The 21,620-nt window shown below is 58.9% G+C and carries 23 protein-coding genes; 9 read left to right on the top strand and 14 right to left on the bottom strand.

What is annotated here, in order from left to right; all coding sequences use genetic code 11:
* Positions 1-30 precede the first annotated feature (30 nt).
* Positions 31-915, top strand: a complete 885-nt coding sequence (gene fliD / locus NMK_RS06385; protein WP_109014908.1) for a flagellar filament capping protein FliD — start codon at positions 31-33, stop codon at positions 913-915.
* A gap of 41 nt (positions 916-956) precedes the next feature.
* Here the strand turns inward: fliD and lipA are convergent, their stop codons facing one another.
* From lipA to NMK_RS06330, 11 genes are all read right to left on the bottom strand, one after another.
* Entirely contained in the window at positions 957-1,910 is a 954-nt protein-coding gene (lipA, locus tag NMK_RS06380) for a lipoyl synthase (RefSeq protein WP_109014907.1), read from the bottom strand.
* Complete coding sequence (gene lipB, locus NMK_RS06375) at positions 1,907-2,539, bottom strand: lipoyl(octanoyl) transferase LipB (RefSeq protein WP_109014906.1); 633 nt, start codon at positions 2,537-2,539, stop codon at positions 1,907-1,909. Before lipB ends, lipA begins: the two co-directional genes overlap by 4 nt.
* Positions 2,518-2,784, bottom strand: a complete 267-nt coding sequence (locus tag NMK_RS06370) for an HP0495 family protein (RefSeq protein ID WP_109014905.1) — start codon at positions 2,782-2,784, stop codon at positions 2,518-2,520. The genes lipB and NMK_RS06370 overlap by 22 nt, the downstream gene beginning before the upstream one ends.
* Positions 2,784-3,644, bottom strand: a complete 861-nt coding sequence (locus NMK_RS06365) for a D-amino acid aminotransferase (RefSeq protein ID WP_109014904.1) — start codon at positions 3,642-3,644, stop codon at positions 2,784-2,786. Before NMK_RS06365 ends, NMK_RS06370 begins: the two co-directional genes overlap by 1 nt.
* Before the next feature lie 9 nt (positions 3,645-3,653).
* The gene (locus NMK_RS06360; protein ID WP_109014903.1) at positions 3,654-4,820 is read right to left on the bottom strand and encodes a D-alanyl-D-alanine carboxypeptidase family protein; all 1,167 of its coding nucleotides are present in this window, start codon (positions 4,818-4,820) and stop codon (positions 3,654-3,656) included.
* A gap of 12 nt (positions 4,821-4,832) precedes the next feature.
* Positions 4,833-5,726 (bottom strand): septal ring lytic transglycosylase RlpA family protein, encoded by an 894-nt coding sequence (locus tag NMK_RS18955; protein ID WP_305778752.1) that lies wholly within the window; start codon positions 5,724-5,726, stop codon positions 4,833-4,835.
* The gene (gene rodA, locus NMK_RS06350) at positions 5,723-6,817 is read right to left on the bottom strand and encodes a rod shape-determining protein RodA (RefSeq protein WP_109014902.1); all 1,095 of its coding nucleotides are present in this window, start codon (positions 6,815-6,817) and stop codon (positions 5,723-5,725) included. The genes NMK_RS18955 and rodA overlap by 4 nt, the downstream gene beginning before the upstream one ends.
* Positions 6,810-8,711: a penicillin-binding protein 2 gene (gene mrdA / locus NMK_RS06345; protein WP_227871390.1), complete on the bottom strand. Its 1,902-nt coding sequence runs from the start codon at positions 8,709-8,711 to the stop codon at positions 6,810-6,812. Before mrdA ends, rodA begins: the two co-directional genes overlap by 8 nt.
* On the bottom strand, positions 8,708-9,184 hold the full coding sequence (mreD, locus tag NMK_RS06340; RefSeq protein WP_109014900.1) for a rod shape-determining protein MreD: 477 nt from the start codon (positions 9,182-9,184) through the stop codon (positions 8,708-8,710). Before mreD ends, mrdA begins: the two co-directional genes overlap by 4 nt.
* A complete protein-coding gene (mreC, locus tag NMK_RS06335; RefSeq protein ID WP_109014899.1) occupies positions 9,171-10,076 on the bottom strand; it encodes a rod shape-determining protein MreC in 906 nt (301 codons plus the stop codon). The genes mreD and mreC overlap by 14 nt, the downstream gene beginning before the upstream one ends.
* Positions 10,077-10,140: 64 nt before the next feature.
* Positions 10,141-11,184 (bottom strand): rod shape-determining protein, encoded by a 1,044-nt coding sequence (locus NMK_RS06330; protein ID WP_109014898.1) that lies wholly within the window; start codon positions 11,182-11,184, stop codon positions 10,141-10,143.
* Between the two features lie 98 nt (positions 11,185-11,282).
* Here NMK_RS06330 and gatC point away from each other — a divergent pair, with 98 nt between their 5' ends.
* The 4 genes from gatC to NMK_RS06310 are packed head-to-tail and all read left to right on the top strand — an operon-like array spanning position 11,283 to position 14,067.
* The gene (gene gatC / locus NMK_RS06325) at positions 11,283-11,570 is read left to right on the top strand and encodes an Asp-tRNA(Asn)/Glu-tRNA(Gln) amidotransferase subunit GatC (protein WP_109014897.1); all 288 of its coding nucleotides are present in this window, start codon (positions 11,283-11,285) and stop codon (positions 11,568-11,570) included.
* Between the two features lie 11 nt (positions 11,571-11,581).
* Positions 11,582-13,036 (top strand): Asp-tRNA(Asn)/Glu-tRNA(Gln) amidotransferase subunit GatA, encoded by a 1,455-nt coding sequence (gene gatA, locus NMK_RS06320; protein WP_109014896.1) that lies wholly within the window; start codon positions 11,582-11,584, stop codon positions 13,034-13,036.
* An 8-nt stretch (positions 13,037-13,044) separates the two neighbouring features.
* Complete coding sequence (locus NMK_RS06315) at positions 13,045-13,503, top strand: EVE domain-containing protein (protein WP_109014895.1); 459 nt, start codon at positions 13,045-13,047, stop codon at positions 13,501-13,503.
* A gap of 9 nt (positions 13,504-13,512) precedes the next feature.
* Positions 13,513-14,067, top strand: a complete 555-nt coding sequence (locus NMK_RS06310) for a pyridoxamine 5'-phosphate oxidase family protein (protein ID WP_109014894.1) — start codon at positions 13,513-13,515, stop codon at positions 14,065-14,067.
* 101 nt (positions 14,068-14,168) lie between these two features.
* On the opposite strand, the gene ilvA is transcribed toward NMK_RS06310, so the two are convergent.
* A complete protein-coding gene (gene ilvA / locus NMK_RS06305; protein WP_109014893.1) occupies positions 14,169-15,680 on the bottom strand; it encodes a threonine ammonia-lyase, biosynthetic in 1,512 nt (503 codons plus the stop codon).
* Between the two features lie 61 nt (positions 15,681-15,741).
* On the opposite strand from ilvA, the gene rpiA reads away from it, so the two are divergent.
* From rpiA to NMK_RS06285, 4 genes are all read left to right on the top strand, one after another.
* Positions 15,742-16,407, top strand: coding sequence for a ribose-5-phosphate isomerase RpiA (gene rpiA, locus NMK_RS06300; protein ID WP_109014892.1), 666 nt, complete (start codon positions 15,742-15,744; stop codon positions 16,405-16,407).
* Between the two features lie 58 nt (positions 16,408-16,465).
* Positions 16,466-17,170 (top strand): phosphate signaling complex protein PhoU, encoded by a 705-nt coding sequence (gene phoU / locus NMK_RS06295; protein ID WP_109014891.1) that lies wholly within the window; start codon positions 16,466-16,468, stop codon positions 17,168-17,170.
* An 80-nt stretch (positions 17,171-17,250) separates the two neighbouring features.
* The gene (ppx, locus tag NMK_RS06290) at positions 17,251-18,747 is read left to right on the top strand and encodes an exopolyphosphatase (RefSeq protein ID WP_227871389.1); all 1,497 of its coding nucleotides are present in this window, start codon (positions 17,251-17,253) and stop codon (positions 18,745-18,747) included.
* Positions 18,748-18,787: 40 nt separating this feature from the next.
* On the top strand, positions 18,788-19,171 hold the full coding sequence (locus NMK_RS06285; protein WP_109014890.1) for a cupin domain-containing protein: 384 nt from the start codon (positions 18,788-18,790) through the stop codon (positions 19,169-19,171).
* A gap of 20 nt (positions 19,172-19,191) precedes the next feature.
* Here NMK_RS06285 and ppk1 read toward each other — a convergent pair whose 3' ends face one another.
* Positions 19,192-21,282, bottom strand: coding sequence for a polyphosphate kinase 1 (gene ppk1 / locus NMK_RS06280; protein ID WP_109014889.1), 2,091 nt, complete (start codon positions 21,280-21,282; stop codon positions 19,192-19,194).
* Between the two features lie 49 nt (positions 21,283-21,331).
* Positions 21,332-21,598, bottom strand: coding sequence for an oxidative damage protection protein (locus NMK_RS06275; protein ID WP_109014888.1), 267 nt, complete (start codon positions 21,596-21,598; stop codon positions 21,332-21,334).
* Between the last annotated feature and the right edge of the window lie 22 nt (positions 21,599-21,620).

Here is a 21,620-nt window from a genome sequence, read left to right as displayed (position 1 = left end):
GGGATAGGTAAAGTATTCGAGGAACACGTCATGACAATGTCAGCTACTCCCTACATCGCAGCCTTCAGCCAACTCCGGTCGCAAGCGCTGTCTTCTCTCATTGGCCCGGATCAGGACGGGAGTAGTTTGTTCATGGCAGCAATCAGCGGACAATGGCCTTCGCAGGGCGCCTCGGGCGATCTCTGGAGCACCTTGTCGCCGTCTTCCTCTGGCACAGGGCTTTCCGCTACCGGCCGCAACCTGGCCTTGTTCGATCCTGAATCTGCTTATCAGATGATGACGGTGATCAACAACAAAGACGTGCTGTATAAGGCGCAGTATTTCGAACTGAACAGCATGAAGGACGGTTTGGCCTCGATGCAGCAGGCAGCACAGTCACTCGATATCACATCGGCGATGGATAACGACAGCATCCGTTCCCAACTCCAGAGCTTTGTGGATCGCTTCAACAGCTGGATCAAGCAGTTCGGCGCGGACATGCAGCAAGGCGGTTTGCTGGCCGGTACTCAAGCCGCTCAGGTAGCGCGGCGCGAGTTGGATCAGAGCATTAAAAATATGTTCTTCGGAGTGCAGGACGGAGTACATGGCTTGGCCGATCTGGGGATTTCCATCGACGCCAGGACGGGTAATGCCGTTCTCGATACCGCTAAGTTAGACAGCATGTTGGCGAGCAACAAGCAGGGGGTGGTCGATACGGTCCAGGCATTCGCCGCAAATTTTGCCGAGGCGGCAAAATTGCTCAACTCGGACGGCAATTTCATGCCGCGCCAACTCGATAACCTCAACCGCGCCATTCACTACATCGACGATCATAGCAGTGCCTTGCAAGCGGAGTTCGGCACCGGCGATGCAGTTCATCCTACTGGCGCTATCGCGCAGGCTTTGGCGGCGTACAACCGCGTTTTCGGAAGCTGAGAAGCGATGGTTGTGAACCGTCGCCCCAAGTGACCTACTGATTAGATGTTTGATTCTGCCGTTGCCGCAGCGGCCAATGCTTCATGTGCCTGCTGGTCGGCGTGATAGCTGCTGCGTACCATGGGGCCGCAGGCGGCATGGGTGAATCCCATGGCCAGCGCTTGTTCCTCGAACCACGTGAAGCGATCGGGCTCCACGAAACGCAGCACGGGCAGATGGTGGGCGCTGGGTTGCAGGTATTGGCCCAAGGTCAGCATATCTACGTCATGGGCTCGCAGATCGCGCATGACCTCCAGGATTTCCTCGTCGCTCTCCCCTAGTCCCAGCATCAGGCCGGATTTGGTCGTTACGTGCGGATGTGCGGCCTTGAAGTCGCTCAGCAATTTGAGCGAGTGTGCGTAGTCGGCACCGGGGCGGGCTTGTTTATAAAGACGCGGCACGGTTTCGAGGTTGTGGTTAAGCACGTCGGGAAGCGCTGTGCTCATGGCGGCCAGCGCAGGTTCCAGGCGGCCGCGAAAATCCGGCACCAGGGTTTCGATGCGTATGGCTGGAGAGGCCGCGCGGACAGCGCTGATGCAATCGGTAAAATGCTTGGCACCGCCGTCGCGCAAATCGTCGCGGTCGACGCTGGTGATGACCACGTACTTGAGCCGCATGGCAGCAATGGTGCGCGCCAGGTTATGCGGCTCTTCGGCATCGGGCGGCAGCGGCTTGCCGTGGGCCACGTCGCAGAACGGGCAGCGACGAGTGCAGAGATCGCCCAGGATCATGAAGGTCGCCGTGCCGCCGCTGAAGCATTCGCCGATATTGGGACAAGTGGCCTCTTCGCAGACCGTGTGCAGCTTGTTCTCGCGCAAAATCTCCTTGATCTCGCGGAAGCGTGGGCTGTCCGGCACTTTCATGCGTATCCATTCCGGCTTGCGCGGTGCCGGTTGCGGAACGATCTTGATGGGGATGCGCGCGGTTTTTTCCGCGCCTTTCTGTTTGACGGTCATAAGCGGTTGAGCTGGTTCAGCAGCAATGTTTTCAGTTGGGCCGACAAGGTTGCCATATCGGCCGGTATGCCTAGATCACGGGTCTGGGTTACTTCCAGCCCGCGATAGCCGCAAGGATCGATGGCATCGAACGGCGACAAATCCATATCGATATTCAGGCTGAGCCCGTGATAGCAGCAGCCGTTTCGCACTCTCAATCCCAAGGAGGCGATTTTTCGGTTTTCCACATACACGCCCGGCGCATCGGCACGGGCTGCGGCAGCGATCCCGTATTGTCCGAGCAGTGCAATCACCGCGTTTTCCATGAGGCTCACCAAAGGTCGGATGGAAAGGTCGCGTCGCTTGAGGTCGATCAGGAAATAGACGATGAGCTGCCCTGGTCCATGATAAGTAATCTTGCCACCGCGGTCCGTCTCGACTAGCGGAATATCCTGTCGAAGCGGCGGCTGCACATCGCGTTTATTCAGGCCCAGCGTATAGACCGGCGGGTGCTCGGTGATCCACAGCTCGTCCGGTGTGTCGGCAGACCTTGCAGCGTTGAACGCCTGCATCGCCCGCCAGGTATCGGAGTAGTCGGTCCTGCCGAGTTCGCGTGTCTGCAAGGGAATTACAGGACGACCTTCACCCATGGATGCGAGGTGAGTTCACGGTACAAATCGTCCAGCTGCGGCTTGGAGGTCGCGGTGACGGTGCAGGTTACGCTGAGGTATTTGCCGCCCGAACTGGCACGCATGGCAAAGCCTGTCATGTCGAAGTCCGGCGCGTGCTTGCGCACCACGGTTACGATTTCCTCGGCAAAGCCTTCACGCGTCTCGCCCATGATCTTGATGGGAAAATCGCAGGGAAATTCCAATAGGGTTTCTTCGTCGGCCATTAGTCGGGCCTCCTCATCACATGCGCCTTGTAGTCCTGATAAAGCGCGTACATTTTCTTGAACAGTGGTCCGGGTTTTCCATTATTGATGGGCTGCCCGTCCAGTTGGGTGATCGGAAGCACTTCCCGCGTGGAGGACGTCATCCACAATTCGTCAGCCCGGCGCACCCGCTCCTGATCATACTTGCCGATTTCATACGGCATGCCGTGGGCATCGGCGAGTTCGAGCACCAGGTCGTAGGTGATGCCCGGCAGCATATGGTTGTCCTTGGGTGGCGCCATGATGACGCCGTTTTCCACGAAAAAGATATTGCTGGCTGAGCCTTCGGTCAGGATGCCATCGCGGAACATGACCGCTTCTGCAGCTTGATGGTCCACGGCCGTCTGGCGCAGCAGTACGTTGGGAAGCAGCGAAATCGCCTTGATGTCGCAACGGTCCCAACGATTATCTACAACCGAAACTGCTGCAACGCCTGTCTCTACCAGTGCCTGAGGCGGATGCACAAGCAGGCTGCTCATCATGAACACCGTGGGCGTGACTTCCTTGGGAAAAGCGTGATCGCGCTTGGCGACGCCACGGGTCAACTGCAAGTACAGGTACTGGTCTTCGCCATCGTTGCGGGCGATCAGTTCCTCGATCAGCTCGATCCATTGTTCGCGGCTGAACGGGTTGTCCAGCCGGATACCGTCGAGGCTATGTTGCAAGCGGTGCAAGTGCTCCTCGATCCGAAACGCCAGTCGCGAATACACCGGCACCACTTCGTAGATCCCATCGCCGAACACAAACCCGCGGTCCAGCACCGGCACGAACGCTTGGTCGAGCGGTAGGAACTGGCCGTTGAGGTAGACGATAGGCTGCATGCGCTTAACTTAGTGGAACTTGAGCTTTAGGGTGTCCCACAAGCGACCGAAGATGCCGGCAACCGGCACTTCCTTGGCTGCTACCAGGTTGCGTTCCTCGATCACCTTGCCGTCCAGGGTGAATTGAATCTTGCCCACCACCTGGCCCTTGGCGACCGGCGCGATCAACGGTTGCATGCTGGTGACGCTGGCCTTGATCTGGCTGTAGGTGCTCTTGGGATAGGTCAACGCCAAATCGCTGTCGACCGTGGCGGCCAGCGTGTTGTCGCTGCCCTTCCACACCTTGAGATTGCTGATGGTCTGGCCCTGCTTGTACATCATGCGACTTTCATAGAACTGGAAGCCGTAATTCAGCAGCTTCTGGCTCTCGGTCGTGCGCGCTGTGTCGGTCGGGGCGCCCAGTACCACGGAAATCAGACGCATGTCGCCCTTCTTGGACGAAGCGATCAGGCAATAGCCGGCGGAAGACGTATGACCGGTCTTCATGCCGTCGACGGTCGGATCGATCCACAACAGGCGGTTGCGGTTCATCTGCGTGATGTTGTGGTAGCGGTATTCCTTCACGCCATACAGACGCTTGTATTCGCTCGGATAGTCGCGAATCAACGCTTCGGAAAGCAGCGACAGGTCGTAGGCCGAGGTGTAGTGGTTGGGGTCGGGCAGGCCGGTGGCGTTGACGAAGTGAGTGTCCTTCATGCCGAGGCGTGCTGCTTCCTTGTTCATCAGGTCGGCAAAGGCTTCTTCAGTCACGGCGATGCCTTCCGCAAGCGCCACGCTGGCGTCGTTGCCCGAGATGATGATCATGCCTTGCAGCAGTTCGTCGACCGTGACCGGCTTGTTCGGCTCGATGAACATGCAGGAACCCGCGCCACCGCCGCAGCCCGCGCCGCCGCCCTTCCAGGCCTTGACGCTCACCGGCAACTGTTGGGTCAGCGTGAGATGGCCGTTCTTGACGGCCTTGAACACCAGGTACGCCGTCATCAATTTGGTTAGCGAGGCCGGCTCGATGCGTTCATGCGCACCTTGCTGGGCGATGATGTTGTCGCTGCTGAAATCTCGCAGGACGAAGGACTTGGCAGCGAGTGACGGCGGCGGAGGAATGGTGTCGGCCAGCGACGGCAGCGGCATCAGCAAAGGCGTTGCCGCCATCAGCAGAATGGAAAGAGTGCGTTTCATGGTCTCGAAAAGTTATTGATTAGTGACGACGGCGTTGAGCCCCAGGGACTGCTTGAGCTGCGAGGCGGTGCGTTCGGCTTCGTCGCGATTGGTGAATGGCCCGAGCCGGACGCGGTGGATGCCGTCATTATACCAGCTCTCCACATTGCCTCCCTGAAGCAGGCCGCTGTTCAAAATTCGGTCGCGCAGTTGATCGGCGTTGTCCTTCTGCTTAAAGGCACCTACCTGCACGAATGTTCCAGATGCGGCTGATTTGTCGGATTTCAAGGGTGTGGCGGTCGCGATAGTCGGTTGTCGCGGGTCGATCAGCTCGACCTCGACGATACCGCTGCCCTTGCCAATCAGCCCCAGTTTGTGGGCTGCCGCATAGGAAAGGTCGATCAGCCGATTGTCCTTGAATGGACCGCGATCGTTGACCCTGACGATGACTGAACGGCCATTGTCCGGGTTGGTGACGCGTACATAACTCGGGATCGGCAGGATGGTATGCGCGGCGGTCATGCCGAACATGTCATAGACCTCGCCGGTGGAGGTTTTCTGGCCGTGATAGCGCTTACCGTACCAGGTCGCCACACCCCGTGCCTTGTAAGGCTGGAACGAAGTCATGGGGGTGTAGTTGACGCCTAGGGCGGCATAAGGCTTGTTGGCTCGCGCCATGAGGGGTTCGTCACGCGGGACGGCATCGGGAATGGCATCGAAATCCGGTTGCGGGCCGTCCATGGGGCCGTCGTCGAGATAATAGCCGCCCTTGCGAGGCTTGCCGGAGGCAGACTTGTCCGTGGCGGCATCCTTGCTACCGCTTTTCTCTACCGATGCCGGTTCCGGCTTGGTATTGGACATGCCGCCCATGCTGCCGCAACCGGCGAGAACCAATATGCTCACGACCCAGATGAGGTGCTTGATCATGATGCCACCAACTTCTTATGTGTTTGAATACTCATCAAAATACCAAATCCAAGCAGCAGCGTCACCAAGGAGGTGCCGCCGTAGCTGATCAGGGGTAGCGGTACGCCGACCACGGGCAGGATGCCGCTCACCATGCCCATGTTGACGAAGGCGTAGGTGAAGAAGGTCAAGGTGATGCTGCCCGCCAGCAACCGGCTGAACATGTTCTGCGCATTGGCCGCAATGACGAGACCGCGGGCGATGATGGCGAGGAACAAGAGCATCAATAATGAAATCCCCAATAATCCGAACTCTTCGCCGAACACCGCAAAGATGAAGTCGGTATGACGTTCCGGTAAAAAGTCGAGCTGGGCCTGCGTGCCGTGCAGCCAACCCTTGCCCGCAAAACCGCCGGAACCCAGCGCGATCATGGCCTGGATGGTGTGGTAGCCGGCGCCCAGTGGGTCTTGGCTGGGGTCGAGCAGAATCAGCACGCGCTTGCGCTGGTAATCGTGCAGCAACGGCCACACGATGGGGATGAGCGCGCCGATGATGACCGCCAGGCCGCCCATGATGCGCCAGCTCAAACCCGCTAGGAACAACACATAAAACCCGGACGCGCCGATGAGCAGCGCAGTACCGAGATCGGGCTGCTTGACGATGAGTCCTAACGGTAAGGCCAGCAGGATGGCTGCCATACCGTAATCAGCGAGGCGAAGCGTGGCTTCACGACGCGCAAAGTACCAGGCCAGCATGAGCGGGACGGCGAGTTTCATGCCTTCAGATGGCTGGATACGAGCCACGCCCAGGTTGAGCCAGCGACGTGCCCCATGGCTAACATCACCGAACAACGCGACCCCAACCAGCAGCAGCAAGCCCAGCACGTAGGCAGGCACGGCAATGCTCTCGAGGCGCTGCGGCGGGATGTGGGACACCACCCACATCAAGGTAAGCGCCGCGCCCAGATTGATGATCTGGCGCAACACTTGATCGGTACTTTGACCGGAGGCGCTATACAGGACGAACAGGGCCACCATAATCACCAATAGCAGCATGCCCAGCAGAAAGCGGTCGATGTGGACGAACGCTTTTTTCAGCCAAATATCAATCATGCGGCGCGTCTCCCGATTCCGATTCCAATGGAGCAGGTTGGTTGGGTTCCTTGCCCAGCAGGTAATAATCCATCACTTGGCGCGCAATCGGGCCTGCGGCCGAACCGCCGTGACCGCCGTTTTCCACAATGACGGCGACCGCGATCTTGGGGTCTTCCGCCGGTGCGTAAGCAATGAACAAAGCGTGGTCTCGATGGCGCTCGTCGAGCGCGCTGGCGTTGTACTTTTCGCCCTGCTTGATGCCTACCACCTGCGCCGTCCCGGTCTTGGCGGCAATATCGTAGGTGGCGCCGGCACCTACGCTTGCGGCTGTACCGCCGGGCTTGGTCACGTCGACCATGCCCGCTCTGACCAGATCGAGATGCTCCGGGTTCAGGTTAAGTTTGTCGACAGTTTGAATGGGAACCGGGCGCGTCACGCCGGAGCGGCTTTCCTGGATGCTGGTGACGAAGTGCGGCTTCACGGCGGCACCGTTGTTGGCGAGAATGGCCGTGGCGTACGCGAGCTGGAGCGGAGTCACTAGCGTGTAACCCTGGCCGATGCCGGTAATGACGGTTTCGCCGGGGAACCACTTCTGTTTCCAGCGCTTGGCTTTCCAGGCCGGTGTCGGCAAGAGGCCGCTGCGTTCGCCTTCGATATCGATGCCGGTTTTCTGGCCGAAGCCGAAATGCGTCAAAAATCCAGCGAGCCGGTCGATGCCGAGGTCGAGCGCAAGGCCGTAGAAAAACGTGTCGCAAGAGACCGTAATGGCACGGCGTACATCGACCTGCCCATGACCTCCGGGTTTCCAGTCGCGGTATTTGTGGGTACTGCCCGGCAGCATGAAGTAGCCGGGATCGGGCACGGAATAAGGCGGTTCGCGCTTGCCGTTCTCCAGCCCCGCCATCGCGACGAAGGGCTTGAAGGTCGAACCCGGCGGGTAAATCCCCTTGAGTGGGCGATTGATCAAGGGCTTGTCGAGCGATTCGTTGAGCGCCTTCCAGTTTTCCGAATCGATACCGTCCACGAACAGGTTGGGATCGAAGGTCGGCATGCTGGCATAGGCCAGGATTTCGCCGTTGGTAGGATTGATCGCGACCAAGGCGCCACGGTGTTCACCGAAGGCTTTTTCCGCAATGTCTTGCATCTTGCTGTCGATGGAAAGCACCAGGTTGTCGCCGGGAATGGGCGCTGTGCTGGACAGCACACGCACCGCATGGCCGTCTGCATCGATCTCCACTTGCTGAAAGCCGGTGGTGCCGTGCAGCTGGCGCTCGTAGCTTTGTTCCAGGCCTGATTTACCGATGTGGTCCGAGCCCTTGTAGTTCGAGATGTCGCCGCTCTTGTCCAGCATCTTGAGGTCGGCGTCGTTGATGCGGCTGATGTAGCCGAGGATATGCGCGCCCATGGCCCCTTGCGGGTAATGGCGGAACAGGCGGGACTTGATCTCGACACCGGGAAAACGATAGCGGTTGACCGCGAACAGCGCCGCTTCAGTTTCGGTCAGATGGGTGCGCAGCGGAATACTCTCGAAATTGTGGCTCTGGTCGCGGAATTTCTTGAACTGCTTGCGATCGTTCGGCGTGATTTCGATGATCTTGCTGATGTCGTTGACGGTTTTTTCAACGTCGTCGACCTTGGAAGGCGTGATTTCCAGCGTATAGGCGAAGAAATTGTGGGCGAGCACGACGCCCTTACGGTCGAGGATCAGGCCGCGATTGGGGACGATTGGGACTAGCGAAATGCGGTTGTTTTCAGCCAGCGTCTGGTAGTGGTCGTAGCGCAGCACCTGCAAGTGGAACAGGCGTGCCAGCAAAATGGAGAAGCATACGAGTACCATGGCCGCTGCCACCCCCAAACGGAGACGGAACTGGTGTTGCTCGCGCTGCGGATTCCTGAGTTCGGACGACTTCACGCTTCGCGCTCGCCGGTCACCTTGATTTTGGAGTAGATCACCAGTTGCCACAGCAGGATGCCGGAAACGCTGGACAACAGATAACTCCATTCCGGCACTTCGCTGCCACTGAACAACTTGAGGATCAGCAGCACGACTTGGGCGATCACCAGCAGGCCGAAGACGAAGCCCAGTTGCTGCCAACGCGTGAACAGCGTGACACGACGTTGGTAGTACACCGCGACGAACGCGGGCACGACATAAGCCAGTGCGTGTTGGCCGAACAGGTCGCCGCCAGCCAAATCCACCAGCATGCCCATGAACCACGCCGTACCGATGTTGCACAAATGCGGCGTGCGAATCAGCCAGTACAACAGTACCAGCAGCACGAAGTCCGGCCGCAGCATCAGCCCGAACCCAGCCCAGGGCAACATGTAGAGCATGAGCCCGGCGAACAGCGAGCCATAGACCTGGCCGACACTAACGGGGCGCATGGTGTCGGGATTCCTTCTTCTTCGGGAGGGGATGGGGTTCGTCCAGCGGAATCGCGGCGGACGGCATGGTGGTGAGGATCAACACCTGGCGATGACGGTCTGTGCCAGCAGTGGGTACGCAAATGATATGGGCAAAGGGCGAATCGACATTGCGCTCGACCTTTTTCACGATGGCGACCGCCAGACCCACGGGATAAGTCCCGTCTATGCCTGATGTGACCAGCTTATCGCCTTCGTGAATGTCCACATTTACCGGCAGATAAGGCAAGTCCAGCATGTTGTCGCGCCCATGGCCGAATGCAATGGCGCGTAGGCCGTTGCGTTCCACTTGCACCGGCACGGCCAGTTCGCGGTCGGTAATCAGGGTGATCTCGCTCGAGAAAGGGTAGGCGCGGGTGACTTGCCCGATGACGCCTGCGCCATCCACCGCGGCCTGGCCGGCAAGCACGCCCTGCTGGCTACCGAGGTTGACGATGATGCGCTGGGCGAACGGGTCGCGGCTGACGTGGAGGATTTCAGCCATGCGCGCTGGCTGCTGCATGGCTTGGCGCGCCTCGAGCAGTTGCCGTAAATGGTCGTTTTCGGCTTGCAGGGAGGGCAGTCGCTGGAGGTCGACGGCCAGGCGCGCGGTCTTGTCGCGCAGGACTTGTGTTTCCTGGTTGAGCGACTCGACGGTGGTGAAATGGTCCTGGATGCTGCGATAAAGCCGAACCGGGCTGGTGGCGATGATTTCCAGCGGGTGCAGCAGCGTGGCGAAGCCCTGACGGACTTCACCCAGGTAATGCAAGCGAGCATCGACCACCATCAAAACCAGCGAAACCGCCGCGAAAAAGGTGAGGCGTGCGAGAGGGCTGGGGCCGCGGACGAAAAAGTTGGTCTGCTGGTGTTCCATCGGGCGTGGTCAGCTTTCAGTCATCAGCAACAAGGCTGCTGGCGGCTGAAAACCGATCGACGTCTTACTCATAGGCAAATACGTTGCCCAGCTTGTCCATTTCTTCCAGCGCACGGCCGCTGCCGCGTGCCACGCAGGTGAGCGGGTCTTCGGCGACGATGACCGGCAAGCCGGTTTCTTCCTTGAGCAGGATGTCGAGATCGCGTAGCAGTGCGCCGCCCCCGGTAAGCACCATGCCTCGCTCGGCGATATCGGCGCCCAGTTCAGGCGGGGTTTGTTCCAGTGCTGATTTCACGGCGCCGACGATGCTGTTGAGCGGTGCGGTGAGTGCTTCCAGGATTTCATTGCTGGAAATGGTGAACTTGCGCGGCAGGCCTTCAGCCAGGTTGCGGCCGGTGACTTCCATTTCCTTGACTTCGCTGCCCGGGAAGGCGGAGCCGATGTTCTTCTTGATCAGTTCGGCAGTCGGCTCAGAAATCTGCATGCCGTAGTTGCGGCGGATGTAGTCGATGATCGCTTCGTCGAAGCGATCGCCGCCGACGCGTTCGGACTTGGCGTAGACGACGCCGCCCAGCGAGATCACGCCGACTTCCGTCGTGCCGCCACCGATGTCCACGACCATGGAGCCGGTCGCATCGGCCACGGGCAGGTCTGCGCCGATGGCGGCCGCCATCGGCTCCTCGATCAGGAACACTTGGCGGGCACCTGCGCCGATGGCGGATTCGCGAATCGCGCGGCGTTCCACCTGGGTAGAACCGTAAGGCACGCAAATGATGATGCGCGGGTTTGGCGAGAACATGCGCGATTCGTGCACCTTGCGGATGAAGTACTTGAGCATCTGCTCGGTGATGGTGAAGTCGGCGATCACGCCGTCCTTCATCGGGCGAATCGCCTGGATCGAGGCCGGGGCCTTGCCCAGCATGCGCTTGGCTTCCGCGCCGACGGCGAGAATGGTTTTCTTGCCGGCCGGACCACCTTCGGTGCGGATGGCGACAACCGAGGGCTCGTCGAGCACGATGCCTTTGCCGCGCACGTAAATCAGCGTGTTGGCGGTGCCGAGGTCGATGGCGAGATCATTGGAAAAATAACTGCTTAGGAAACCTAACATCTGATAAATCCTGGGTCGTTGCGGCGCAGGTGGGGCACCGTTTAGGGGGCGTTAGCAAATCGGGATATAATACCGGATATTGCCTTGAAAATTAAGCTATGTCACTGACAACCGACGACGTAAAACGCATTGCCCATCTTGCTCGTATTGAAATCGGCGACGATGAGGCGCAATCCACGCTAAAGCAGCTTTCCGGCATCTTGGGGCTGATCGAGGAAATGCAAGCGGTCGATACCGCCGGCATAGAACCCATGTCGCACTCGCAGGACCTGACGCAGCGTTTGCGAGACGATGTGGTCACGTCAACCAACCAGCGCGAACTGTTCCAGTCCATCGCGCCGGCCGTGGAAAACGGTCTCTACCTCGTTCCCAAAGTCATCGAATAATACCGCCTATCATGATCCACGCAAGTCTGAAAGACCTCGCGGCCGCGCTTGCCGCCAAGAAAATTTCCAGCGTTGAGCTAACGCAGCTCTACCTCGACCGCATCGAACGGCTCAACCCCGACATCAACGCCTACATCACCGTCGATGCTGAGAAAAGCCTGGCTCAGGCCCGTGCTGCCGATGAGCGCATCGCCAAGGGCGAAACCGGCCCATTGACCGGCGTTCCCATCGCGCAAAAGGATATTTTCTGCGCCAAGGATTGGATCACGACTTGCGGCTCCAAGATGCTGGGCAACTTCGTCGCGCCGTATGACGCTCATATCGTCGAACAGTTCAATCGTGCGGGCGCCGTCAATCTCGGCAAGACCAACATGGACGAGTTCGCCATGGGGTCTTCTAACGAAACGTCTTACTTCGGCAAGGTAAAAAACCCCTGGGATCGCGAACGCGTCCCCGGCGGCAGCTCGGGCGGTTCGGCCGCAGCCGTAGCGGCGCGCCTGGCACCGGCTGCTACCGGCACTGACACCGGCGGCTCCATCCGTCAACCAGCCTCGTTGTGCGGTCTTTCCGGCCTGAAGCCTACCTACGGCGTGTGCTCGCGCTACGGCATGATCGCGTTCGCTTCCAGCCTCGATCAAGCAGGCCCGATGGCGAAATCGGCCGAAGACCTAGCGCTCATGATGAACGTCATGGCCGGCTTCGATCAGCGCGATTCCACCAGTTTGCAGCGCGAAAATGAAGATTACACACGCGATCTCGACAAACCGCTGGCCGGCCTCAAGATCGGCCTGCCCAAGGAATACTTTGCCGAAGGCCTCGATGCCGGTGTGGCGCAAGCCGTGCAGGAAGCCATCGACCAATACCGCAAGCTGGGCGCGGAAACCGTCGAGATCAGCCTGCCCAACACGCGCCTCTCTATTCCTGTTTACTACGTGCTGGCGCCCGCGGAAGCTTCGAGCAACCTGTCGCGCTTCGACGGCGTGCGCTACGGCTATCGCGCACCGGAATATACCGATCTGCTGGACATGTACTCCAAGACCCGTGCCCAGGGCTTCGGCGCCGAGGTCAAGCGCCGCATCATGATCGGCACCTATGTGCTCTCCGCCGGCTACTACGACGCTTATTACCTCAAGGCCCAGAAAATCCGCCGCCTCATCGCGCAGGATTTCGAGGAAGCCTTCAAGCATTGCGACGTCATCATGGGTCCGGCTGCACCTGGCACTGCATTCAAGGTGGGCGAAAAGACCAGCGACCCGGTACAGATGTACCTGGAAGACCTTTACACCATCGCCGTCAACCTGGCGGGCCTGCCCGGCATGAGCATCCCGGCTGGGTTCTCGAATGGCCTGCCCGTCGGCTTGCAGATCATCGGCAACTACTTCAGCGAATCGCGCATGCTGGGGATCGGTCACGCCTTCCAGCAGGCGACGGATTGGCACACCAAGGCCCCGGCCGGTATCGAGTAAGGATTGCCATGCGCTACTGGCTCATGAAATCGGAACCGTCGGACGTCTCGATTGACGATCTGGCGTCATTTCCCAACCAGACTGTGGACTGGTACGGCGTGCGCAATTACCAGGCGCGCAATTTCATGCGGGACCAGATGCAGGTGGGCGACGGCGTGCTGTTCTACCACTCCAATTGCGATGAACCGGGAATTGCCGGGATTGCCGAAGTAAGCAGGCTGGCCTATCCGGATCGCACGCAGTTCATCGAAGGCCACAAGTATTTCGATCCCAAGGCCACGCAGGAAAGCCCGCGGTGGTTCAACGTGGACGTGAAACTGGTGCGCAAGACGAGGCTGCTCAGTCTCAAGGAGCTGCGCGACACGCCGGAACTTGCCAACCTCCGCATCCTCCAAAAAGGCAATCGCCTTTCCATCACGCCGGTCGATCCGCGCGACTGGGAAATCATTCTCGACAAGCTCAAGTAAGGGGTAGACATGGGTCAGCGGTATAGTGAGTTAACGCCCGATCTGACCCGTTTCATCTGGGAGCAAAACATGTTCTTTGTGGCCTCGGCGCCTGCGGAAGGGCATGTGAATGTGTCGCCCAAGGGGCTGGATACTCTGCGGGTGTTAGGTCCCAAGACTGTGGTCTGGCTGAATGTCACGGGCAGCGGCAACGAAACGGCGGCGCATGTACTCGAAAACGGCCGCATGACCTTGATGTTCTGCGCCTTTACCGGGCGCCCCATGATCCTGCGGTTGTACGGCAAGGCGCGGGTTATTCATCCACGGGAAGAAGACTGGTCGGCATGGCTTTCGCATTTCGGCGACCTGCCTGGCGCTCGGCAGATTTTCATTTTGGATATCGAGCTGGTGCAGACTTCGTGCGGCATGGCGGTGCCATTGTTCGACTTCAAGGGCCAGCGCCAGGAGTTGATCGGCTGGGCCGACAAGAAAGGCCCAGACGGGATTGCGGAGTATTGGGAAAAGAAGAACCAGGTCAGCCTGGACGGCAAACCCACAGGCATTTTCGAGGGCGGCGAACTCTAGCGCAGAAGGCCTTGCCTGCATTCAAAGTAAGCCGATTCATTCTAGCCAATCGTCCTCAATACGACCGTTGCTGCAGGCGAGGCCGCCTGCGCTACAGTCCCTTAACCCAGGAAGAGTTTGTACGCCGGGTTCTTGCTTTCGTCCCAGTAGATATAGCCCAGCTTGTCCAGGAATTCCTGGAAGGCTTTTTTCTCCCCTTTCGGCACCTGCATGCCGACCAGTACGCGACCGTAATCCGCGCCATGATTGCGGTAGTGGAACAGGCTGATGTTCCAGCCCGCACTCATGCTATCCAGGAAGCGCATCAAGGCGCCCGGGCGTTCGGGGAATTCGAAGCGGTAGATCAGCTCATCCGTGACCCCCGGCGCGTGACCGCCGACCAAATGCCGGATGTGTAGCTTGGCCATTTCGTCGTCGGTGAGATCGATGGCGGCGAGATCATGCTTTTTCAGGCTTTCCACGATCTTGGCGGCTTCGGCACGATTGGAAACCTGTACACCGGCAAAGACGTGCGCGGCGGTGGCATCGGAATAGCGGTAGTTGAATTCTGTGATGTTGCGCGAGCCCAGCAAAGCGCAGAACTTCTTGAAGCTGCCCGGCGTTTCGGGGATCGTCACCGCCAGCACCGCCTCGCGCTGTTCGCCCAGTTCGGCGCGTTCGGCTACATGGCGCAGGCGGTCGAAATTCATGTTAGCGCCCGAGGCGACGGCGATCAGCGTCTTGTCCTTGAGCTTGTGGCGCTTGGCGTATTCCTTGGCGCCGGCAATGGCGAGTGCGCCGGCCGGTTCCAGGATGGAGCGGGTGTCCTCGAACACATCCTTGATCGCGGCGCAGATTTCATCGGTATCGACCAGGATCATCTCGTCCACGTATTCCTGGCAGAGCCGGAAAGTCTCCTCGCCTACCAGCTTGACCGCGGCACCGTCGGCAAACAGGCCGACCTGGTCGAGCTGAACGCGCTTACCGGCATTGAGAGAGCGGTTCATCGCATCGGCGTCAGTCGCTTCCACGCCGATGATCTTGATCTCTGGGCGCAGGCGCTTGATGTAAGCCGCCACCCCCGAGATCAGGCCGCCGCCCCCCACGCAGCAAAACACCGCATGGATGGGATCGGGATGCTGGCGCAGGATTTCCATGCCGATGGTGCCCTGCCCGGCAATCACTTCCGGGTCGTCGAACGGATGCACATAGGTCAGCTTTTCGCGCTTTTCCAGCATGTGGGCATGCGCGCTGGCTTCGTCGTAGGAGTCGCCTGCGAGCACGACTTCTCCGCCGCGTCGCGCTACGGCATCGACCTTGATTTGCGGCGTGGTGGTCGGCATCACGATGACGGCGCGACAACCCAGTTTTTTGGCAGAAAGCGCCACGCCTTGCGCATGGTTGCCGGCCGAGGCGCAGATCACGCCGCGCTTACGCTGCGCTTCGGTGAGCTTGGCCATTTTGTTGTACGCGCCGCGAATCTTGAACGAAAACACCGGCTGCATGTCTTCGCGCTTCAACAGGATGCGGTTGTTGATGCGGCGCGACAGATTGGAAGCCTCTTCCAGCGGGGTTTCCACCGCAACGTCGTAGACGCGGGCGGTCAGGATTTTTTCCAGGTAATCGTTTTTCATCAGCGAATGGCGCGTGTATTATTGAGGATTCGGGCAATTATAAAGAATTTAGGAGCACTACATGGCATCACAAGACGAACTCAAGCAGGCCGTGGCCAAAAAGGCTGCCGAATATGTCAAGGGCGGCATCATCGGCGTGGGTACCGGTTCCACTGCCAACTTTTTCATTGAAGAGCTGGCCAAGGTCAAGAGTAAGATCGACGGCGCCGTGGCAAGCTCGGAAGCAACGGCTCAGCGCCTGCGTAACCATGGCATCGAAGTGCTCGACCTGAACGACGTCAGCCCCGGCGACCTCGAAATCTACGTCGACGGCGCGGACGAAATCACCGAACACATGCACATGCTGAAGGGTGGTGGCGGTGCATTGACCCGCGAGAAGATCGTGGCAGCCGTGGCACAGAAGTTCATCTGCATTTGCGACCAGACCAAGCTGGTGCCGGTTTTGGGCAAGTTCCCACTGCCGGTTGAAGTGCTGCCGATGGCACGCAGCCATGTGGCACGCGAACTGGTCAAGCTCGGCGGTCAGCCCAAGCTGCGCGATTTCACCACCGATAACGGCAACCTCATTTTGGACGTGCACGGTCTAACCATTCTTAACCCGGTCGAGATGGAAGCGCAGATCAACCAGATCGTAGGCGTGGTGACCAACGGTCTGTTCGCCGCTCGTCCGGCTAATGTGTTGTTGCTGGCAACCGATGACGGCGTGAAGACCATCACCAAGTCATAATACTTTCATACAGGTGCAATAAACTGGTGATTTCCGATACCAGGCAAGGAGTTTCCTGATGCAATCCGAACATACCTTCAAACAATACGATGCTGAGCTGGAAGCGGTACGTGCCAAAGTGCTGCAAATGGGTGGCATGGTGGAGGAGCAGATTGTCAACGCGATCGACGCCTTGCTGGAAGCCAACGTTCCCCTCGCCAACCAGGTCGTCGAACGCGATCACGCGATCAATGCGCTCGAAGTCGCGGTTGACGAGGCTTGCACCACCATCATCGCGCGTCGCCAGCCGACTGCAGGCGACTTGCGCATGATCATGATGATGGTGAAAACCATCACCGACCTGGAACGTATCGGCGACGAAGCCACCAAGATCGCCCGTGTCGCCAACAAGATCTACGAATCGGATCGCCTGTACACGCCTCGCTTCAACGAAATCAAGGCAATGTGCCTGCAAGTGTGCGAGATGCTGCGCATTGCTTTGGATGCTTTTGCCCGCCTCGACGTCAGCCGCACCGTCGAAGTGGCGCGCCAGGACATGCAGGTGGACGACGATTTCCGCGCTGTCACGCGCCAGCTGATTACCTTCATGCTGGAAGACCCGCGTACCATCTCGATGTCGTTGGAAATCATGTTCATCGCCAAGGCCATCGAGCGCATGGGCGACCACGCCAAGAACATCGCCGAATACGTGGTGTACATGGTCAAAGGCAAGGACGTGCGCCACACCACCGTGCAGGAAATGGAAAAGGAAGCCCTGCGCTGACCTTGAATCCGGACAGGGCAGTTTCCCGTCCTGTCATGATGCCTCCCGGCATCTGCATGCTGTAGACAAAGAAGGATATTTTGAAGCCCTCCGCACAGCCGACATTCTCAGAAATTGCCGCCGTCGATCTCGGCTCCAACAGTTTCCGCCTGCAAATGGCGCGCGTGGTAGACGGCCAGTTGTTCATGCACGACTCCCTGCGCGAAATGGTTCGCCTTGGCGCAGGGCTCAATCCCGATAAAACCCTCTCCCCAGAAGTCATGCAGCGCGCCATTGACTGCCTCAGTCGATTTGGCGAGCGTTTGCGCGGTGTCGACCCGCATGCGGTGCGAGCCGTGGCGACCAATACTTTTCGTGTTGCCAAGAACGCCCGCGAACTGCTGGAGCGAGCGCAGGATGCGCTGGGTTTTCCCATCGAAATCATCGCTGGGCGCGAAGAGGCGCGGATGATCTTCATCGGTGTTTCGCACGGTTTGCCGCCGTCTGCCGATCCTCGTCTTGTCATCGACATCGGCGGCGGTTCGACGGAATTCATCGTCGGCCAGAATTTCGAGCCGCAGAAGATGGAAAGCCTGTACATGGGCTGCGTGAGCTACAGCATGAGGTATTTCGCCGACGGCAAATTGTCCGAAGGCAACCTGCGCCGTGCAGAAATTGCCGCACGTTCGGAAATCCAGGGCATCCGCCGGGAATTTTCTGCAGGACATTGGGGCGAAGCCATCGGCTCGTCCGGCTCAGCCCGGGCGTTGGGTGAAATCCTCCGGCTCAACGGCTGGTCGGACGGCGCCATTACGCGCACCGGTCTGGCCGAGCTGAAGAACGCCCTGCTGCGAGCCAAGGATCTGCGCAAGCTGGATTTGCCCGGCCTATCTTCTGAACGCGCGCCCGTACTGCCCGGCGGTTTTTCCATCATGTCCGCGGCCTTTGCCGAGCTCGGCATCGAGCGCATGACCGTCGCCAACGGTGCGTTGCGTGAAGGCGTGCTATACGAGCTGCTGGGCCGTATTCAACATCAGGACACGCGCGAAGCAACGGTGCGGCAGTTCAAGCGGCGCTATCATGTTGATGGGCCGCAGGCGACCCGCGTCAATGCGCTGGCTCAGGGCTTGCTGAAGCAGATCGAACACAAGCTGGAAATGGAGCGGGAAGTTGCGCGTCAATATCTGGGATGGACCGCCCGATTGCACGAAATCGGTATTTCCATTGCACATTCCGGCTATCACAAGCATTCGGCCTACATCATCGAGAACGCCGATATGCCCGGCTTTTCTCGCATGGACCAACAAATGATCGGCATGCTGGTACGTGCGCAGCGCCGCTCGCTGAACAAGCTGCCCACGTTATCCCATGACCCCGATCATCTCGCCATGATCCTGGCGCTGCGCCTTGCCGTACTGTTCCATCGCAACCATATGGATGTCGATTTGCCGAAAGTCAGGCTGCAGTGGGGTGACAATGGCTACAAGCTGAGCGTGGACGAGGCCTGGCTGGCCGACAACCCTTTGACCGATGCCGCACTCGCTGCCGAAATTGCGTATTGGCAAGACATCGGCATGACGCTGCAGGTCAATGCCTGAGTGAGTCTGCAACGGCTCAATTCTTTAGGAAACAAATCAAATGGCTGCGTTTACCAAAGTCGTGCTCTATACCGATACCGACGGCTATGCAAAATTTCGCGAGGAAACGGTCGAACTGACCGAGGGCAAGCCGGAAGCGCGCCTTTCCCAGATTCTCCCAGCCACCGGCTGCCAGTTGCGCCAGAGTCCCGTAGGCTTCCGCAGCCAGTTTCATTGCACTGAAAAGCCGCAGTGGCTGTTCGTATTGTCAGGCGCGATGGAGATCGGGTTGCAGGACGGTAGTTCGCGGATTTTCAGGGCGGGCGAGCATTTCTATTCTGCCGATGTGCTGCCGGAAGGGGCGGCATTCGACTCCAAGGTACACGGCCATTGGAGCCGCCAGGTGGGCGACGAGCCGTTGGTCACCTTGTTCGTCAAGGAATAAACGGGGCAGCTTCGCCCCGATTACTCTTCCCGGGCCAGTTCCTGGCCGAAATTCGCCAATAGGTGTTCCTGGGCGCTGTAAGGCTGCGCCCGGCCCGGTTTCTTGTGTCGGTAGCACCCGTCTGCCTGCATTTCCCAGGCTTGCAGGTTATCCTTGAGGTAAGGCTCGAGGCCTTCTTTCAGCACGCGTTTCTTGAGTTTTTGATCAAGCACCGGAAAGCAGGTCTCGATACGGCGGAAGAAGTTGCGGTACATCCAGTCGGCGCTTGCCAGGTAAACATCCTGCGCGCCGCCATTGAGGAAGTAATAAATGCGCGAATGCTCAAGGAATCGCCCGACGATGGAGCGCACGCGGATGTTCTCCGATACGCCTGGAATGCCGGGCTTCAGCGCGCACACGCCGCGGACAATGAGGTCGATCTGCACGCCGGCGACGGAAGCCTCGTAAAGTGCCTTGATGATGTCCGGGTCAAGCAAGGCATTCATCTTGGCGATGATGCGCGCCTTGTGGCCAGCCTTGGCCTGCTCGGCTTCGTTGTGGATCGCCTTGATCAGCTTCTGGTGCAGTGTGAACGGCGACTGCCACAAATGACGTAGCTTGGTGGCTTTGCCGAGTCCAGTAAGCTGGGCGAAGATGTCGTTCACGTCCTCGCAAATTTCAGCATGGCATGTGAGCAGGCCGAAATCGGTATAAAACCGTGCTGTGCGCTGGTGGTAGTTACCTGTGGAAAGGTGCACATAGCGATGCAGCTTGCCGTCCTCGCGTCGTACCACCATCGCCATCTTGGCGTGTGTCTTATGGCCCACCACGCCGTACACAACGTGAGCGCCTACTTTCTCCAGTTTGGCCGCCCAATTAATGTTGGCCTCTTCATCGAAGCGTGCCATCAACTCCACGACCACGGTCACTTCCTTGCCTGATCTTGCTGCATCGATCAACGCTGTCATCAGGGTCGAATCCGAACTGGTGCGGTAGACGGTTTGTTTGATCGCCAGCACGTCCGGGTCGGCCGCTGCCTGCTTGATGAACTCCACCACCGGGTTGAAGGACTGGAAAGGCAGGTGCAGCAGGATATCGCCCTTGCGGATCGCCTTGAAGATGTCCGGTTCCTTGGTGACCTCGCGGGGAATGCTGGGCATGTATCGGGTGTACTTGAGGTCCGGGCGGTCTACCCAGTCGGGAATCTGCATCAGGCGCACCAGGTTCACCGGGCCGTTGACGCGATAAAGGTCTTCCGGATTGAGGCCGAATTGCCCGAGCAAAAAGGCCGCCATTTCCTGTGAACAATTATCCGCGACTTCCAGCCGTACCTCGTCGCCGAACTGGCGCTGGGTCAGTTCGCCCTGCAAGGCCAGGCGCAAATCCTTGATTTCTTCCTCGTCCACGATCAGGTCGCTGTTGCGGGTCACGCGGAACTGGTAGCAGCCGCGTGCCGTCATGCCTGAGAACAGTTCATCGACATGGGCATGCAGGATCGAAGACAGGAACACGAAGCCGTATTCGCACCCGGCGATTTCCGACGGCAGGCGAATGACGCGCGGCAAGGCACGCGGCGCTTGCACGATGGCCATGCCGGAGTTGCGGCCGAAGGCGTCCTTGCCTTCCAGTTCCACGGCGAAATTCAAGCTCTTGTTGAGCACACGGGGGAACGGATGAGCCGGGTCCAGCCCGATAGGCGTCAATACAGGCATCAATTCGCGGAAGAAATATTCGCGGATCCAGGCCGCCTGTTCCTCGTTCCAATGCGTACGCCGGATGAAGTGGATGCCTTCTGCCGCCAGTTCTGGCGTGAGGACTTCGTTGAAAATCCGGTATTGGCGTTCCACCAGTTCGTGCGCGATGTGGCAGACCTGCGTGTAGGTCTGGGTCGGTGTCATGCCGTCCACGCCGGCCAGTGCCGTCTTGAACTCGATCTGCTCTTTCAATCCGGCGACGCGGACTTCGAAAAACTCATCGAGATTGCTGCTGACGATACATAGGAACTTGAGCCGCTCCAGCAGCGGGTTTCGCTGATCCTCGGCTTGGGCCAATACCCGTTGGTTAAAGGCCAGCAGGCCGAGTTCGCGATTGAGGTAATACTCTGGTGAAGTCAACTTGGTCGGTGGGGCCATTGTTCGGACTTGGCAGAATATTTAAGAAAGATGACGTTTTTATGACAACTTATTGCGGGACGAAACCGGACGGCTTTTCAGCGCCTTCGCCGAAGAAATAAGCCTCGGTCTGCTCGGCCAGGTATTTGCGTGCCTGGGGGTCGGAAAGGCTCAGGCGATGCTCGTTGATCAGCATGGTCTGGTGTTTTTTCCAGCCTTCCCAGGCTTCCTTGGAAACGTTTTCATAAATGCGGCTGCCGAGTGCGCCAGGATACGGCGGAAAATCCAGGCCTTCGGCTTCGCGACCGAGTTTGATGCATTTAACCATTCTTGCCATGACTGCTCCTTGAAACTGTGTG

The sequence above is a fragment of the Novimethylophilus kurashikiensis genome, from assembly GCF_003112435.1.
Lineage (GTDB): Bacteria > Pseudomonadota > Gammaproteobacteria > Burkholderiales > Methylophilaceae > Novimethylophilus > Novimethylophilus kurashikiensis.
The sequence above is the reverse complement of the archived record's forward strand: the minus strand, read 5'-3'. Positions and strand labels throughout refer to the sequence as shown.